This is a genomic window from Sabulicella rubraurantiaca (assembly GCF_017355885.1).
In the GTDB taxonomy this organism is placed as follows: domain Bacteria; phylum Pseudomonadota; class Alphaproteobacteria; order Acetobacterales; family Acetobacteraceae; genus Roseococcus; species Roseococcus rubraurantiacus.
Window position 1 is genome coordinate 187996 of the sequence record NZ_JAFEUU010000002.1, and the last position, 14864, is coordinate 202859.

Here is a 14864-nt window from a genome sequence, read left to right on the forward strand (position 1 = left end):
ACGCGGTAGGCTGGGAAAGGTCGCGTCCGAGGTTACTCCACTGTCACGCGGGGTCGCCGGTATCCGCCATCAGCCCCGCCGCCTCGATGCCGGCGATGCAGCATTCCTCGTCCTTCGCGGACACGTCGCCCGAGATGCCGACGGCGCCGAGCAGGACGTTGTTGCGGTCCCGCACCAGGACGCCGCCCTGGGCCGGGACGGCCTTGCCACCCGTCAGGTCGGAGAGCGCATTGGTGAAGCCCGGCATGGACTGGGCACGGCGCGCCAGTTCGCGCGTACCGAAGCCCATGGACAGGGCACCGAAGGCCTTGCCCGTCGCGATCTCGGGCCGCAGCAGGGAGGCGCCGTCCTCGCGCTTCGCGGATTTCAGGTGCCCGCCCGCGTCCAGCACCACGACGCAGAGCGGCAGGAGGCCGAGTTCGCGGCCCTTGCGCAGCGCGGCGTCGGCGATGATTTCCGCCTGGGCGAGGGTGAGGCCGTTCACGGCGGCGGGATGGGCGGGCTGGGGCATGTCATTCCTCCTCGTTCCCCCGGGCGATGCCCGGCGGAGAGGGGGTGCGTCAAGGCAGGGCGCGCAGCCGTGCTTCCACGAGTTCGCGCCAGGGCGCGTCGGCGGGGGCATCGTTCAGGAGGGCGCGCCACGTCGCGCGGGCATTCTCCGGCCGTCCGGCGCGGGCTTCCACCATGCCCGACAGGAAGCGCAGACGCGGGTCGGCGGGCTGGGCGGCCAGCGCCTCGCCCAGCCAGCGCCGCGCCTCCTCCAGCGCGCCACGTTCGATCTCGACCTCGGCGAGGTCACCGGCCAGGCCGGGATCGAAGCGGGCGGAGAGGGCGCGGGTCCAGGCCTCGGCGGCCTCGGCCAGGCGGCCACGGTTGCGCTCGGCATTGCCCAACAGGATCCAGCCCTGGCGCCCCATCTCCGAGTTGATGTCGGCGCGCGCCAGCCGCTCGCGCAGCGTGGCGATCAGCGCGTCGTCGCGGCTCACCGCCTCGCTGCGCTGCGCGAGGGTGGCGGACGGCATGCCCGGCGTGCCGCGCCACAGATAGGTGCCCACGGCAGCGGCGGGGATCAGGATGAGGGCGAGCAACAGGGCGGGAGCGGGTCGCAGGGCAGCCTGCGATTCCTCCGGCGCAGGGGCGTTGAGCAGGCGCCGCTGCACCTCGACCAGCGCGGCGCGATGCGCGGCCTCGTCCAGCCGCCCTTCGGCGCGCTGCGCGTCCAGCTCGGCGATCTGCGCGGCGTAGAGGGCACGGTCCGCCTCCGCCCGCCCGCGCGGACGCGGTGGGCGCAGCGTGGCGAGCAGGACCGGCAGCAGGGCCAGCGCGGCGAGGAGAGCAAGGGTAAGCCAGGTCACGGGGGCGGGGGGCCTTCCAGCCGCGCGAGGCGCGCCTTTTCCTCCGCCGAGAGTTCCGTGTCGCCGATGCCGGTGGCGGCGCGGCGGCGACGCGTCAGCACGATGGCGATCAGCCCGCCACCCAGGAACAGGACCGGCGTGGCCCAGAGCAGCACGGTGTGGATTCCCACGGGCGGGCGCAGCAGCACGAAGTCGCCGTAGCGCTGGTGGACGAAGCGCAGCGTCTCCTCATCCGACGCCCCGGCGGCGATCTGCTCGCGCACCAGGATGCGGAGGTCGCGGGCCAAGCTGGCATCGCTGTCCTCGATGCTCTGGTTCTGGCAGACGAGGCAGCGCAGCTCCCGCCCCACGGCGCGGGCACGGGCTTCCAGCGCCGGGTCTTCAAGCCGGTAGGTGGTGTCGCCGATCTGGGCGTGCGCGGGCGCTGCCAGCAGCAGCGCGAGAAGCAGGAGAAGACGCGTCATGCGAGGAGCCGTCGCAGCTCCGGCATCATTTCGGCGGTGATGGGGCCGGCCCAGCGCCACTTCACTAGCCCGTCGCGGCCGATCACGTAGCTTTCCGGCACGCCATAGACGCCCCATTCGATGGCGACGCGCCCCGGCTGGTCGGCGCCCAGACGTGCGAAGGGATTGCCGTGGCGCTGAAGGAAGCTGCGCGCGTCGGCCGGGCGGTCCTTGTAGTTCACCCCCAGCACCGGCACGCCCTCGCGATGCAGCGCCATGAGCTGCGGGTGCTCGATGATGCAGGGCACGCACCAGGAGGCCCAGAAATTCACCAGCACCGGCCGGCCCGTCCCGCGCAGATCGCCGGCGGCGAAGGCGGGTAGGTTCGCCCCCTCGACCTCCGGCAGGGCGAAATCGGGCGGCGCGCGACCGATCAGCGCCGAGGGGACGCCGCGCGGGTTGAAGGACCCGTCCTGCAGGCCGCGCAGCATGGCCCAAAAGCCCAGCCCCGCCGCCCCGGCAACGGCGAGCGGCGCATAGAGCAGGACGCGGCGGCGCGAGGGGGACATGGTGCTCATGCTGGCGCCCCCTGCGCCGCGCCGCGCCGGGCGGGGGCGGCAACCCGCACACGACGGTCGGTGAGGGACAGCCCGCCACCCAGCGCCATGATCAGCGAGCCGATCCATAGCAAGGGGGCGAGCGGGTTATTGTGGAGGCGAAGCACCGCCTCACGCCGCCCATCCGGCCCGTCCCGCTCCTCGCCCAGCACGGCGTAGAGGTCGCGCAGCCCGTTGGTGCGGATCGCCGTCTCGGTGGTGGTGGTGCGGCCGATGGGGAAAAAGCGCTTGGAGGGCTCCATCACCTGCACGACACGCCCGTCGCGCAGCACGGTGATGGTGGCGCGGCGCGCGGTGTAGTTTGGCCCCTGGAAGTCGCGCACCCCATCGAGGCGCCACTCATACCCGGCGAACTCGGTGGAGGCACCGGGGGTGAGCGCGACCAGCTTGTCGGTGGCCATGCCCATCCCGGCCATGCCCAGCACAGTGACGCCAACCCCGGCATGGGCGATGGCGGCGCCCCAGGCCGCGCGCGGCAGGCCCCGCGCCCGGCGCAGTGCATTGCCGATGCCGGTGCGGCCCAGCCCCGCACGGTCCAGGATGTCGGTCGCCGCCCCGGCGATCAGCCACATCCCGATGGCAAAGCCCAGCGCGGGCATGACCGGCGCGCCGCCCAGGAACATCGCCAGCAGGAAGACGAGCAGCGCGAGCGAAGCCGCCCACCACAGGCGCTGCAGCACGGGCCAGAGCGCCGCGCGCTTCCAGGCCAACAGCGGCCCCGCCGCCATGGCCATGACCAGCGGCAGGGCGAGCGGCAGGGTGGCGAGGTTGAAGAAGGGCGGCCCGACCGAAATCATCCGCCCCGCCAGCAGGTCGAGAAAGAGCGGATACAGCGTGCCCACCAGCACCACCGCACAGATTGAGCAGAGCAGCAGGTTGTTCAGCACGATCCCGCCCTCGCGCGAGACCGGCGCGAAGACGCCTTGCGGCGCCATGGCAGGCGCGCGGAAGGCGAAGAGGGCGAAGGCGCCCGCGATGTAGATCCCCAGCAGGACGAGGATGAACACGCCGCGCGCAGGGTCGGAAGCGAAGGCGTGCACCGAGTTCAGGACGCCCGAGCGCACGAGGAAGGTGCCGAGCAGCGACAGGGCGAAGGCCAGCAGCGCCAGCAGCACGGTCCAGATCTTCAGCGCCTCGCGCTTCTCCACCACGATGGCCGAATGCAGCAGCGCCGCCCCGGCCAGCCAGGGCAGCAGCGAGGCATTCTCCACCGGGTCCCAGAACCAGTAGCCACCCCAGCCCAGCTCGTAATAGGCCCACCAGGAGCCGAGGCCGATGCCGAGGGTGAGGAAGCTCCAGGCCGCGAGGCTCCAGGGCCGCACCCAGCGGCCCCAGGCGGCGTCCACCCGCCCCTCGATCAGCGCCGCCACGGCAAAGGCGAAGGTCACGGCGTAGCCGACATAGCCGAGGTAGAGCAGCGGCGGATGCATGGCCAAGCCGATATCCTGCAGCAGCGGGTTCAGCCCCTGCCCGTCCAGCGGCGGTGGCCAGACCCGGTCGAAGGGGTTGGAGGTAGCGAGGATGAACGAGAGGAACCCGACCGAGATCATCCCCAGCACCGACAGCACCCGCGCCCGCAGCGCCGAGGGCAGGTCCCGGCCGAAGGCCGCCACGGCGGCGGAGCACAGCGCCAGCACCAGCACCCAGAGCACCATGGAGCCCTCATGGTTCCCCCAGGCGCCGGAGAGCTTGAAGATCATCGGCTTTGCGGAGTGGCTGTTAGCCACCACGTTGGACACGGTGGTGTCGTTGGTGGCGAAGGCCCAGAGCAGGCTGGCGAATCCCGCCGCGACCGCGACCATCTGCGCCAGGGCCAAGGGCGGGCCGGATTCCATCAACCGCGCGTCGCGCGTCTGCGCGCCCCAGAGCGGCAGGATGGACTGCGACAGGGCGACCATCAGTGCCAGGATCAGGGCGAAATGCCCGAGTTCGGGGATCATGAGCGCGGACGGGCCGTGTTCCACTCCGCGGCCGGGGGCGGCGCGCCCTCCGCGGGGTTCCAGTGTCCGGCGCGCTTCAGCGCGTCCGCCACTTCGGGCGGCATGTAGGTTTCATCATGGCGGGCGAGCACCTCTCGGGCGCGGAACACTCCGTCCGTGCCGAGGACGCCCTGGGTGACGACGCCCTGCCCCTCGCGGAACAGGTCGGGAAGGACGCCGGTGAAGACCACGGGCACCGTGTGCTGCCCGTCCGTCACGCGGAAGCGGATGGCGGGGCGGCCGTCATAGGCGCCATGGCGCTCCACGCTGCCGGACTCGACCAGCCCGCCCAGGCGGAAGGCGCGGCCTTCCGGCGGGCGCTCCGCCGCGATGTCGGAGGGGGAGCGGAAGAAGACGAGGTTGTCCTGGAAGGCGGTCAGCGTCAGCGCGGTGGCCGAGCCGATGCCGATGCCGCAGAGCAGGAGAACGTAGAGGCGGCGGCGCTTGCGCGTCATCGGCGCGGCTCCAATCGGGAAAGTTGGCGCTTCGCGGCGCGATGGCGCGCGGCGGCGAGCAAGGCAAGAAGCAGGAACGTTCCGAGCGAGAGCCCCCAGGACAGGGCGACGTGCCACCAGTGCTGCGTCATGGCGTGGCCGCCTCCATGCGGCGGGCGGCGGCCATCTGCAGGGCGCGCACCCGGCGCTCCATCACGGCGGCGCGGGTGCCGGCCAGCACCACGGCGGCGAAGGCCAGGCCGAAGCCGATCGTGCAGGCCAAGAGCGGGTAGAGGATGTCCACGTGCATGCTAGGCGCCGCGACACGGGTGACGCTGGCTGGCTGGTGCAGCGTGTTCCACCAATCCACGGAGAACTTCACGATGGGCAGGTTCACCACGCCGACCAGCGCCAGGATCGCGCCCATGCGCGCGCCCCGCTCCACGTCGTCGAAGGCGCGCACCAGCGCGGCATGGCCGAGCCAGAGAAAGAACAGCACGAGGACGGAGGTGAGGCGGGCATCCCAGACCCACCACGTCCCCCACATAGGCTTGCCCCAGAGCGAGCCGGTGGCGAGGCACAACGCCGTCACCGCCGCGCCCACCGGCGACAATTCCCGCGCCGCGAGGTCGGCGAGCGGGTGGCGCCAGATCAGCGACATGACCGACAATATGGCAAGGCCGAGATAGCCGCCCATGGCCAGCCAGGCCATTGGCACGTGGACGAACATGATCCGCACCGTCTCGCCCTGCTGCCAGTCGGGCGGCGCAAGAAAGAGCGCCCAGGCCGCAGCGCCGCCGAGCATCAGGGCCGCCGCGACGGAAAGCGGCAGCAGCCAGGAATCCGTCAGCCGCAGGAAGCGGCCCGGATTGGCGAAGCGGTGCAGGCGGCCCGGCGCCGGGGGCGCGGCCGCCAGGGTGCGGGTCGAGGTGTCCACAAGCCTGAGAATAGGCGCTAGCCTGCCTGAAATGAAGCGCGGGACCGCCCGCGCAACGGCCGGGGCGCCATGCCGGGCGCACGGGCGTCGATTTGCGGCGAATCAATGCAAGGGTGGGGGATGCGGTTCTTCCTGTTGAAATCCGAGCCGGACGCCTTCTCGTGGGAGGAGCAGGTGGCACGCGGCGTGGAGCCCTGGACGGGGGTTCGCAACGCGCAGGCTGCCGCCGTGCTGCGCAGCATGGAACTGGGCGACCGCGCCTTCTTCTACCACTCCAACATCGGCAAGCAGGTGGTGGGCATCGTCGAGGTGGTCCGCACCGCCTATCCCGACCCCACCGCCAGCAAGGGCAACTGGGTCTGCGTGGACGTGCGCACCGTCTGCCCCCTTCCTCGCCCCGTCACCCTGGCCGCGATCCGGGCCGAGAAGCGGCTGGAGGGCATCCCGCTGGTGCGCCAGTCCCGCCTGTCCTGCATGGCGTTGGACCCGGCGCATTGGCAGGTGATCTGCGAGTTGGGAGGGCTGGTCCCGGCGGAAGCGGCGGCGTGAGCGCCACGATGCGTATGCTCTGCCGGCTTGAGGAGATCCCGGATGGCGGCGCCAAGGGCTTCTCCGGCCCGCCGGGCTCCTACATCGGGATGTTCGTGGTGCGGCGGGGAGAGCAGGTCTTCGCCTACGTGAATTCCTGCCCGCATGTCGGGGTGCCGCTCGACCCCGTGCCCGACCGCTTCCTGGACCGCAAGGGCGAGATGATCGTCTGCTCCGCCCATGGCGCGCGGTTCCGGGTGGAGGATGGCGAATGCATCTCCGGCCCCTGCATGGGCGACGTGCTGGAGCCCGTCGATGTGGAGGTGGTGGAGGGCGAGGTCCGCGCCGCCTTCTGACCCCGCCCCCGCCCGTCAGCGCTGCTGCTGCTGCGCCATGAGGCCGAGGAAGTTCGCCTGCGTGTCCTCCGCGAGGCGGAACCACTGCACCTCCTCGATGCGATACTTGTCCCACTCGGCGTGGATGCGACGGAAGCGGGCATTGCCGCTGCCGATCTCGGCATACAGATCCTGCGCCGCGCGGTAGCAGGCGGAAAGGATGTCGCGCGAGAAGACGCGAAGCTGCGCGCCCTGTGCCACGAGGCGACGCAGCGCCTGCGGGTTCAGGTGGTCGTACCGCGCCATCATCCAGTGCCACGCCTCGGTGCAGGCGGCTTCCAGGATTGCCTTGTAGTGGTTCGGCAGGGCCTCGTACGCGGCGGGATGGATCATCAGGTCGATGGAGGGCGAATACTCCCACCAGCCGGGCGCGTAGTAGAAGCGCGCGACGCGCTGGAAACCGAGCTTCTCGTCGTCATAGGGGCCGACCCATTCGAGGCCGTCGATCACGCCGCGCTCCAGCGCCGGGTAGAGGTCGGGGCCGGGGATCTGCTGCGCCACCACGCCCAGCTTCTGCAGCACCGCGCCGCCATGGCCGGCGATACGGAACTTCAGCCCGTTCAGGTCCCCCACCGTATTGATCTCGCGCCGGAACCACCCGCCCATCTGCGCGCCGGTGTTGCCCGCCGGGATCGCCATGACGCCCTGGTCCCGATAGACCTCGGCCAGCAGCGCCCTGCCGCCGCCTTCCTGCAGCCAGGACCAGAGCTGGCGCGAGGACATGCCGAAGGGCAGGCAGGTGGCGATGGACAGCGCCGGATCCTTGCCGAGGTAGTAGTAGGCGGAGGTGTAGCCGCACTCCACCGTGCCCGCGCCCACGCCGTCCATCACCGCCAAGGCCGGCATCACCTCGCCGGGGCCGAAGGGCAGGATCTGGAAGGCGCCGTCCGTCATCTCGCTGACGCGGCGGCAGATGCGTTCCTGTGTGCCGTAGAGCGTATCGAGGGACTTGGGAAAGGAGCCCGGCATGCGCCAGCGGATGCGCGGCTGGGCGGAGGCAAGATTGGGCGCGGCAAGAGCGGCTGCAGCCGCCGAGCCGGCGAGCAGGTGACGACGTTCCATTGTTTCCTTGATTCCTTGGACGCTAGCGGAACGAGCGTGGCGCAGCGACAAGTCCGGAGGCAAGGAGTTCCTCATCGGCGTTGACGGCCATGCCGCACTGCAACAAGCTTGCCGCCGAGGAAAGCGCCGGTCCGATCGAAGGATCCGCCATGACGCACCTAACCCGCCGTGGCTTGCTCGGCACCGCCGGCAGCCTGCTCGCCCTTCCCGCCTTCGCCGCCTTTCCCGACCGGCCGATTCGCATCATCTCCGGCTATCCGCCCGGCGGGCTGAACGACGTGGTGGCGCGCGCCATGGCGCCCGTGCTGACGCCGCTGCTCGGCCAAGCGGTGGTGGTCGAGAACCGGCCGGGCGCGGGCGGTGCCGTGGGCGGGCAGGTCGCGGCCCGCGCCACGCCGGACGGGCACACGCTCTGGATGGGCATCGTGGACACCCAGGCCATCCTGCCCACCGCGATGCGCGCCCTATCCTATGACCCGGACCGCGACTTCGCACCCATCTCCTTCGTCACGAACGCGCCCTTCGCCCTGGTCTCCGGCCCCTCCCGCCCCACCATCCAGGACTTCGCCGGGCTGATGGCGGCGGCGAAGGTGAAGCGGGAGGAGGTCACCTACGCCTCCTGGGGCGTCGCCTCCACGCCACACCTCGCCATGGAGCGCGTGAACCGGCAGCAGGGCGTCGAGATGCTGCACGTTCCCTACACTGGCGCGGCGCCGGCGCTGCAGGCCGTGATGGCCGGGCAGGTGGACTGCATGTTCATCCCTGCCGGCGCGGCGGAGGGCGCGGCGCGCGATGGCAAGCTGCGCGTCCTGGCCGTGGCGGCGAAGCAGCGTGTCGCGCTCTATCCGGAGGCGCCCACCATCCTCGAACTGGGCGGGCCGCTGGATGCGGGGCTTTGGAAGGCGATCTACGCCCCCGCCCGCACCCCGGCCCCGGTGATCACACAGCTGAACGAGGCGGTGCACGCGGCGATGCGCCAGCCTGCCTTCGTCGAGGTGCTGCGCCAGCAGGGCGCGGTGCCCGAACCCTCCAGCCCCGAAGCGCTGGGCGAGTTGCAGCGGCGGGAGCGCGTGGCTTGGGGGGATGTGGTGCGGGCGGCGAACGCCTACCTGTGAGCCCTATGTACGCCCTGATCAGCGCGACGCCCTCGCCCTATGCCCGCAGGGCGCGGATCGCGCTGATCGAGAAGGGCATCCCCTTCGAGCTGCGCACCGAGGTCCCCTGGGAAGGCAGCACCGCCACGCCTCGCTACAACCCGCTGGAGAAGCTGCCCGTGCTGGTGCTTCCCGACGGCACCGGCATCTACGAGAGCCGCTTCATCCTGGAATGGCTGGAAGCGAAGCACCCCGAGCCGCGCCTGCTGCCCGACGGCGTGGAGGCGGTGCTGGAGGCGCGGCAATGCGAGGTGATTGCCGACGGGATCTGCGACGCCACCGTGCTGCTTTTCTTCGAGCGGCAGCGCGAGGCGCCAAGCGGGCCCTGGATCGCACGGCAGCGCCGCAAGGTGGAGGGCGGGCTCGCGGCGCTTGAGGCACGCGCGGGCTCGGGCTTCCTGGTCGGCGAGCGCTTCGGCCTCGCCGACATCGCGGTGGGCGCGGCGCTGCGCTACCTCGACGTGCGCTTCGCGGAACTCGGCTGGCGGAAGCGCCACCCGAAGCTCTCCGCACTGAGCGACCGGCTGGAGGAGCGGGAGAGCTTCAAGGCGACCGTACCGGTGCCGCAGATGATCCGCGAGGCGGTGGTGTAGCAGTCAGGCCGGCGCGACGCGCAGGATGCGGCCCCGGCTCTCGTCGGTCAGGATCAGCAGCGCGCCATCGGCCGCGAAGACCACCTGTCGCATCCGCACCTGGTTCCACAGCAACCGCTCCTCCTCGCCTGGCGCGTCGCCCTGCATGGGCAGGCGCAGGAGGCCGGAAGGATTCAGGCAGGCCATGAACAGGTCGCCGCGCCAGAACCCGTCCCTCGGCCCGAAGGCGATGCCGGAGGGGGAGACGGAGGGCGTCCAGTGCCGGAGCGGGTCGGTGAAGCCGCGCCCGGTGCTGCGCCCGCCCGCGATCTGCCCGCCCCAATATTCCCGGCCCGTGGTGGCGAGGGGCCAGCCATAGTTCCGCCCGGGCTGGATCAGGTTCAGCTCATCGCCGCCGCGCGGACCGAACTCCGCCAGGATCAGGGAGCCGGTGGCGGGGTTGAAGGCGAGGCCTTGCGGATTGCGGTGGCCATAGGTCCAGACCTCGCCGCGCGCGTCCTGGCGTCCGGCGAAGGGGTTGTCCGCCGGAATGCGCCCGTCCCGCGTCAGGCGGATCACCTTGCCCGCCAGGTCGCCCAGGCGCTGCGCCCGCTCGCGATCCTGGTTGCGGTCGCCCGTGGTCATGAAGATGTGCGCGTTGTCGGGCGAGACAAGGACGCGGCTGCCGTAGTGCAACCGCCCGCTCGCCTGGGCCGGGGCGGCATCCAGCACCGGCGTCAGCGCCTCCAGCCCGGCCTGCCCCAGCCGGGCGCGCCAGAGCCGGGTCAGCGCCCCGCCCTCCACCAGCGTGGCGGCGGTCAGGAACACCTCCCGCGTACGGGCGAAATCCGGCGGCACGGCCACGTCGAGCAGCCCGCCCTGCCCTTCCGCCACGACGGGCGGCACACCCTGCAACGGCGCCGAGACACGCCCATCCGGGGAAAGGTAGCGCAGGCGGCCTGGACGCTCCGTCACCAGCAGCCCGCCATCGGGCAGCAGCGCCGCGCCCCAGGGGTGCGACAGCCCCGCGGCCCACTCCGTCACCCGCACCGCGCCGCGCCCGGTCCGCACCGTCGTGGCATCCTGCGCGCGGGCCAGGGCGGGGGCGAGGAGCAGGGGAAGCGAGCGGCGGAGCATCTTCATGCTTCGCCATATGGGCGACTTGCGATACCGCGCGAGGTTTCCGCGCCGCGTCATTCTGCGATAAGCGGGGGCGATGGCCCGGACGCGCGCGTGAACGAGGTTTCGCCCTTCCTCGCCCGGCTCCGGCGCGGGTCGATGCGGCGCGAGCCCCTGGCGCCCACGCCCTTCGCCGCCGATGCCTCCGGCCGCTGGCGCGCCTCGCGCCCGGCGGGCGCTTGGCCCTTCGGCGCCTCGGTCTTCGCTTCGCTGCTGATCCATGCCGGGCTAGTGGCGGCGCTGCTGCTCTGGGCCGACCCGCGGCCGATGAGCGACCCGACCCTGCCGCCGCCCTCCTTCGACATGGTGTTCGAGGGCGGCCAGCCGGAGCGCTCGGAGGAGGAACCGGCGGAGGGGCTGGAGGCCCCGCCTTTGCCGGTAGCGCCGCCCATGCCGGATTCCGTGCCGCCGCCCCCGGCGGTCCCGGCCCCGCCGCCTGTGCCCGCGCCAGTCGAATCGCCCATCGCCGAAGTCCCTCTGCCGGTGCCGGCGCCCGCGCCTCCCCCGGCCCTAGCCGAGGCCCCAGTGCCGCGCCCGCCCACCGCCCCGCCCCCGCCGCAGCCGCCGGATCGGATCGCGCCGGTCCCGCCGGTCGCCGCGCCCCCTCCGCCACCGCCCTTGCTCGACGCCCTGCCGGCCCCGCAGCCGCCGCGCCTCGCCCTGCCGCCCCGGCCGGAGCCACCGCCCCCCGTGCTGGCGCAGCCCCCGCCCGCCGTGGAGTTCGTGCCCCCCACGGCGCTGCAACTGCCCGATCGGTTCGACCTACCGCTGCCGCCCGCCCAGGCCCCGCCCCCGCCGCGCCAGCAGGCGCAGCCTCGCCCTGCACCGCGCCCGCCTTTGCCCGGCATCACCGTGCCCGAGGGGTTCCAGCTGGGTGGGCGATCCGCGCCGCCGGCCGGGCGCCCGCGCGGCCGCGGCCTCGACACCTCGCTGGACCCGCGCTTCACCGAAGGCCGCCCCACCACCGACCCGATGGCGCGAGTCATCGGCGCGCAGGTCGGCGCCGATTGGCGCGCCGCCTTCCGCCGCTGGCTGGAGGAGAACATCCACTATCCGATCGACGCGGCGCAGCGCGGCGAGGACGGGGCGGTACGCGTCACCATCACCGCCAGCCCCGATGGGACAGTGCGCGGGGTGCGGATGACGATGCCCTCCACCTCGCCCTCGCTGAACAGCGCCACCTCGCGCCCCTTCAACGGCGCGCGCCTGCCCGCCTTCCCCGCCAATTCCGATCCCACCGTGACGATCGAGCTGACGGTGAATTACGTGCTGATCCGCGGGCGCTGATCCCCCTTCCGCCCTGGGCCCGCCCGTCGCAATCTGCGCGCGAGCCAGGGAGGAATACCCAGTGGACGCGATCGCCGAGGCGCCGCCCGTCATCCGCCTGCATCCGGAGGACGGGGTGGTCATTGCCCGCCGCGTCCTGCCGCCCGGCACGCCGGTCGCGCCCAACGTCACCGCCCGCGCCCGCATCCCCGCCGGGCACAAGGTCGCCACGCGCGGCCATGCGCCGGGCGAGGCGATCCGCCGCTACGGCCAGATCATCGGCTTCGCCACGGAATCCATCGCGCCCGGCGAATGGGTGCACACGCAGAACTGCGCCATGGGCGATTTCAGCCGCGACTACGCCTTCGGCGTGGATGCCCGCCCCACCGCCCCTGCCGAGGTCCCGGCGCATTTCCTGGGCTATCGCCGCGCTGATGGGCGCGTGGCAACGCGCAACAGCATCGGCATCATCACCTCGGTCAATTGCTCGGCGCATGTGGCCGACCTCATCGCGCGGCATTTCGCGCGCGACCCGTTCGGCGACCGGCCCGACCCCCTGGCCGGCTTCGCCCACGTGGACGAGGTGGTGGCACTGACTCACAAGAGCGGCTGCGGCATGACGGAGGGCGAGCCGCTGCGCGTCCTGCGCCGCACCCTCGCGGGCTTCGCGCGGCATCCGAACTTCTCCCACGTCATCGCGATCGGGCTGGGCTGCGAGGTGAACCAGCTGGGCGGGCTGCTGGAGGAGCAACGCCTCGCCGGACGGCTGCGCACGCTCAACATCCAGGAGAGCGGCGGCACGCGGAAGACGGTGGAAGCCGGCATCGAGTTCGTGAAGGGGGTGCTGGCCGAGGCCGACGCGGCGCGTCGCGAGGCAGTGCCGACGAGCGAGCTTTGCGTGGCGCTGCAATGCGGCGGCAGCGACGGCTACAGCGGCATCTCGGCCAATGTGGCACTGGGCTTCGCCTCCGACCTCGTGGTGCGGAATGGCGGCACCGTCATCCTCAGCGAATCCCCCGAGACCTACGGCGCCGAGCACCTGCTGACCCGCCGCGCGGTGAGCCGCGAGGTGGGCGAGAGGCTGGTGGACATCATGAAGTGGTGGGAGGACTACACCGCGCGCGAGGGGGCGGAGATGAACGCCAACCCCTCGCCGGGCAACAAGGCGGGCGGGCTGACCACCATCCTGGAGAAGTCGCTGGGCGCCATGGCGAAGGCGGGCACCACCAACCTCGTGGACGTCGTGCGCTATGCCGAGCCGGTGACGGCCAAGGGCTTCGTCTTCATGGACACGCCCGGCTACGACCCGGTCGGCGCCACGGGCCAGGTGGCGGGCGGCGCCAACCTGATGTGCTTCACCACCGGGCGCGGCAGCGTCTTCGGCATGAAGCCGGCGCCATCGCTGAAGCTCGCGACCAACTCGGCCATGTTCGCCCAGATGGAGGAGGACATGGACATCAATTGCGGCACGGTGCTGGACGGCACCGAGACGGTGGAGGAATGCGGCGAGCGCATCTTCCAGCACATGCTGCGCGTGGCTTCTGGCGAGAGAACCAAGAGCGAGGCGCTGGGCTTCGGGGATGCGGAGTTCGCCCCCTGGGTGCTGGGCGCGACGATGTGAGCGAAGCGCCCCAGGCTCCGTAAACCTCCTCTGTTGCGGCCTGCGCGAAGCCGATATCGCGCAGAAAACGCAACCAGGGGTTGAGAATGACGGGTTCCCATCCGCGCAGCCGCATCATCGCGGCGGGCGTCGTCGGCAATGTGCTCGAATGGTACGATTTCGCCGTATTCGGCTACTTCGCCGCCGTGCTGGGCCGCCATTTCTTTCCCGCGCAAAGCCCCACCGCACAGATCCTTGCCACATTCGGCGTCTTTGCCATCGGCTTCCTGATGCGCCCCCTGGGCGGGGCGCTGATCGGCGCCATTGGCGACCGGCATGGACGGCGCGCCGCGCTCAACATCTCCATCGTGACCATGGCCGTCCCCACCGTCCTGATCGGCCTGCTGCCCAGCTACGAGACGCTGGGCATCCTCGCCCCCACGCTGCTGGTGCTGCTGCGGATGATGCAGGGCCTCTCCGTGGGCGGGGAGTTCACCGCCTCCATGGTCTTCGTGGCGGAACACGCGGCGCCCGGCCGCCAGGGCGTCACCATCTCCGCCGTCGCGGCCGGCGCCGGGGGCGGCCTGCTGCTGGGTTCGGGCACCGGGGCCCTGCTGAATGCCGCCATGGCGCCCGAGGCGCTGGCCGATTGGGGCTGGCGCATCCCCTTCCTGTTCGGTGCCCTGGTCGCGCTGGCGGGGTTCCTGCTCCGCCGCCACATGGTGGAAGCCCCTTCGCGCGAGAGCCACGCCGCGCCGCTGCGCGCCGTGCTGCGCACCCAGGGCTGGCTCGTGGCGCGCATGACCGGGCTGGCTGCCTTTGCCGGCGTCGCCTTCTACCTGGTCTTCGTCTACCTCGTGTCCTGGCTGCAGGTGGTGGATGGCATCCCGCCCGCCACGGCGCTGGAGATCAACACCCTCTCCATGGCGCTGATGCTGCCCATGGTGGTCCTGGGCGGATGGCTCGCGGATCGCTTCGGCCAGTTCATGGTGATGCGCGCCGTGCTGGTGGTCGCGCTCCTCGCCACCTGGCCGCTCTTCACCCTGATGCACCACCCCGAGCCGCTGATGATCCAGTTCGGCCAGCTGGGCTTCGTCGTGCTGGTGGGGCTCTACCTCGCGCCGCTGCCGGTGGCGCTGATGCGAGCGGCGCCGGCGGATCTGCGCTGCACGACCATGGCGCTGGGGCAGAACCTGGCGCTGGGGGCGCTGGGCGGATGCGCGCCGCTGGTCGCGGCCTTCCTGATCGCGCGGAGTGGTGATGAGATGATGCCCGCCTTCATCATCATGGCGACGACGGTCGTCAGCCTCGCCATGGCCTTCAGCTTCCGCGACCAACGATAA

At 71.9% G+C, this 14864-nt stretch carries 16 protein-coding genes; 7 read left to right on the plus strand and 9 right to left on the minus strand.

Features of this window, described 5'->3' with window-relative positions; translation table 11 throughout:
- Window positions 1–43: 43 nt before the first annotated feature.
- The 7 genes from JTJ31_RS04850 to JTJ31_RS04880 all read right to left on the minus strand — a co-directional run bounded on the left by JTJ31_RS04850 (window position 44) and on the right by JTJ31_RS04880 (window position 5765).
- On the minus strand, window positions 44–511 hold the full coding sequence (locus tag JTJ31_RS04850) for a GlcG/HbpS family heme-binding protein (protein ID WP_236019894.1): 468 nt from the start codon (window positions 509–511) through the stop codon (window positions 44–46).
- A 49-nt stretch (window positions 512–560) separates the two neighbouring features.
- On the minus strand, window positions 561–1355 hold the full coding sequence (gene ccmI, locus JTJ31_RS04855) for a c-type cytochrome biogenesis protein CcmI (RefSeq protein ID WP_207537487.1): 795 nt from the start codon (window positions 1353–1355) through the stop codon (window positions 561–563).
- The gene (locus JTJ31_RS04860) at window positions 1352–1819 is read right to left on the minus strand and encodes a cytochrome c-type biogenesis protein (RefSeq protein ID WP_207537488.1); all 468 of its coding nucleotides are present in this window, start codon (window positions 1817–1819) and stop codon (window positions 1352–1354) included. Before JTJ31_RS04860 ends, ccmI begins: the two co-directional genes overlap by 4 nt.
- A complete protein-coding gene (locus tag JTJ31_RS04865) occupies window positions 1816–2376 on the minus strand; it encodes a DsbE family thiol:disulfide interchange protein (protein WP_328805671.1) in 561 nt (186 codons plus the stop codon). The genes JTJ31_RS04860 and JTJ31_RS04865 overlap by 4 nt, the downstream gene beginning before the upstream one ends.
- A complete protein-coding gene (locus JTJ31_RS04870) occupies window positions 2373–4355 on the minus strand; it encodes a heme lyase CcmF/NrfE family subunit (protein ID WP_207537489.1) in 1983 nt (660 codons plus the stop codon). The genes JTJ31_RS04865 and JTJ31_RS04870 overlap by 4 nt, the downstream gene beginning before the upstream one ends.
- Complete coding sequence (gene ccmE / locus JTJ31_RS04875) at window positions 4352–4849, minus strand: cytochrome c maturation protein CcmE (RefSeq protein ID WP_207537490.1); 498 nt, start codon at window positions 4847–4849, stop codon at window positions 4352–4354. Before ccmE ends, JTJ31_RS04870 begins: the two co-directional genes overlap by 4 nt.
- 127 nt (window positions 4850–4976) lie before the next feature.
- Window positions 4977–5765, minus strand: a complete 789-nt coding sequence (locus tag JTJ31_RS04880) for a heme ABC transporter permease (RefSeq protein WP_207537491.1) — start codon at window positions 5763–5765, stop codon at window positions 4977–4979.
- A 120-nt stretch (window positions 5766–5885) separates the two neighbouring features.
- Between JTJ31_RS04880 and JTJ31_RS04885 the strand changes: the two genes are divergently transcribed.
- Entirely contained in the window at window positions 5886–6314 is a 429-nt protein-coding gene (locus tag JTJ31_RS04885) for an EVE domain-containing protein (protein ID WP_207537492.1), read from the plus strand.
- The gene (locus tag JTJ31_RS04890) at window positions 6311–6649 is read left to right on the plus strand and encodes a Rieske (2Fe-2S) protein (RefSeq protein WP_328805672.1); all 339 of its coding nucleotides are present in this window, start codon (window positions 6311–6313) and stop codon (window positions 6647–6649) included. The genes JTJ31_RS04885 and JTJ31_RS04890 overlap by 4 nt, the downstream gene beginning before the upstream one ends.
- A gap of 15 nt (window positions 6650–6664) precedes the next feature.
- Here JTJ31_RS04890 and JTJ31_RS04895 read toward each other — a convergent pair whose 3' ends face one another.
- Window positions 6665–7750: a TRAP transporter substrate-binding protein gene (locus tag JTJ31_RS04895; protein WP_207537493.1), complete on the minus strand. Its 1086-nt coding sequence runs from the start codon at window positions 7748–7750 to the stop codon at window positions 6665–6667.
- A 149-nt stretch (window positions 7751–7899) separates the two neighbouring features.
- Here JTJ31_RS04895 and JTJ31_RS04900 point away from each other — a divergent pair, with 149 nt between their 5' ends.
- A complete protein-coding gene (locus tag JTJ31_RS04900; RefSeq protein WP_207537494.1) occupies window positions 7900–8865 on the plus strand; it encodes a Bug family tripartite tricarboxylate transporter substrate binding protein in 966 nt (321 codons plus the stop codon).
- A gap of 5 nt (window positions 8866–8870) precedes the next feature.
- Window positions 8871–9497 carry a glutathione S-transferase N-terminal domain-containing protein gene (locus JTJ31_RS04905; RefSeq protein ID WP_207537495.1) on the plus strand — a complete coding sequence of 209 codons (627 nt, stop codon included), beginning with the start codon at window positions 8871–8873 and terminating at the stop codon, window positions 9495–9497.
- Between the two features lie 3 nt (window positions 9498–9500).
- Here the strand turns inward: JTJ31_RS04905 and JTJ31_RS04910 are convergent, their stop codons facing one another.
- Window positions 9501–10619: a PQQ-dependent sugar dehydrogenase gene (locus JTJ31_RS04910; RefSeq protein WP_207537496.1), complete on the minus strand. Its 1119-nt coding sequence runs from the start codon at window positions 10617–10619 to the stop codon at window positions 9501–9503.
- Window positions 10620–10709: 90 nt separating this feature from the next.
- Here JTJ31_RS04910 and JTJ31_RS25170 point away from each other — a divergent pair, with 90 nt between their 5' ends.
- The 3 genes from JTJ31_RS25170 (at window position 10710) to JTJ31_RS04925 (ending at window position 14864) form a co-directional block, all read left to right on the plus strand.
- Window positions 10710–11942, plus strand: a complete 1233-nt coding sequence (locus tag JTJ31_RS25170; RefSeq protein WP_207537497.1) for a TonB family protein — start codon at window positions 10710–10712, stop codon at window positions 11940–11942.
- A gap of 61 nt (window positions 11943–12003) precedes the next feature.
- Window positions 12004–13542, plus strand: a complete 1539-nt coding sequence (locus tag JTJ31_RS04920) for a UxaA family hydrolase (RefSeq protein ID WP_207537498.1) — start codon at window positions 12004–12006, stop codon at window positions 13540–13542.
- 86 nt (window positions 13543–13628) lie between these two features.
- Window positions 13629–14864 carry an MFS transporter gene (locus JTJ31_RS04925; protein ID WP_207537499.1) on the plus strand — a complete coding sequence of 412 codons (1236 nt, stop codon included), beginning with the start codon at window positions 13629–13631 and terminating at the stop codon, window positions 14862–14864.

Coding starts and splice junctions, on each gene's coding strand:
- JTJ31_RS04895 (WP_207537493.1), bottom strand. CDS start 7,750: ATGGAACGTCGTCACCTGCTCGCCGGCTCGGCGGCTGCAGCCGCTCTT.
- JTJ31_RS04850 (WP_236019894.1), bottom strand. CDS start 511: ATGCCCCAGCCCGCCCATCCCGCCGCCGTGAACGGCCTCACCCTCGCC.
- ccmE (WP_207537490.1), bottom strand. CDS start 4,849: ATGACGCGCAAGCGCCGCCGCCTCTACGTTCTCCTGCTCTGCGGCATC.
- JTJ31_RS04865 (WP_328805671.1), bottom strand. CDS start 2,376: ATGAGCACCATGTCCCCCTCGCGCCGCCGCGTCCTGCTCTATGCGCCG.
- JTJ31_RS04905 (WP_207537495.1), top strand. CDS start 8,871: ATGTACGCCCTGATCAGCGCGACGCCCTCGCCCTATGCCCGCAGGGCG.
- JTJ31_RS04870 (WP_207537489.1), bottom strand. CDS start 4,355: ATGATCCCCGAACTCGGGCATTTCGCCCTGATCCTGGCACTGATGGTC.
- JTJ31_RS04885 (WP_207537492.1), top strand. CDS start 5,886: ATGCGGTTCTTCCTGTTGAAATCCGAGCCGGACGCCTTCTCGTGGGAG.
- JTJ31_RS04910 (WP_207537496.1), bottom strand. CDS start 10,619: ATGAAGATGCTCCGCCGCTCGCTTCCCCTGCTCCTCGCCCCCGCCCTG.
- JTJ31_RS04860 (WP_207537488.1), bottom strand. CDS start 1,819: ATGACGCGTCTTCTCCTGCTTCTCGCGCTGCTGCTGGCAGCGCCCGCG.
- JTJ31_RS04900 (WP_207537494.1), top strand. CDS start 7,900: ATGACGCACCTAACCCGCCGTGGCTTGCTCGGCACCGCCGGCAGCCTG.
- JTJ31_RS04925 (WP_207537499.1), top strand. CDS start 13,629: ATGACGGGTTCCCATCCGCGCAGCCGCATCATCGCGGCGGGCGTCGTC.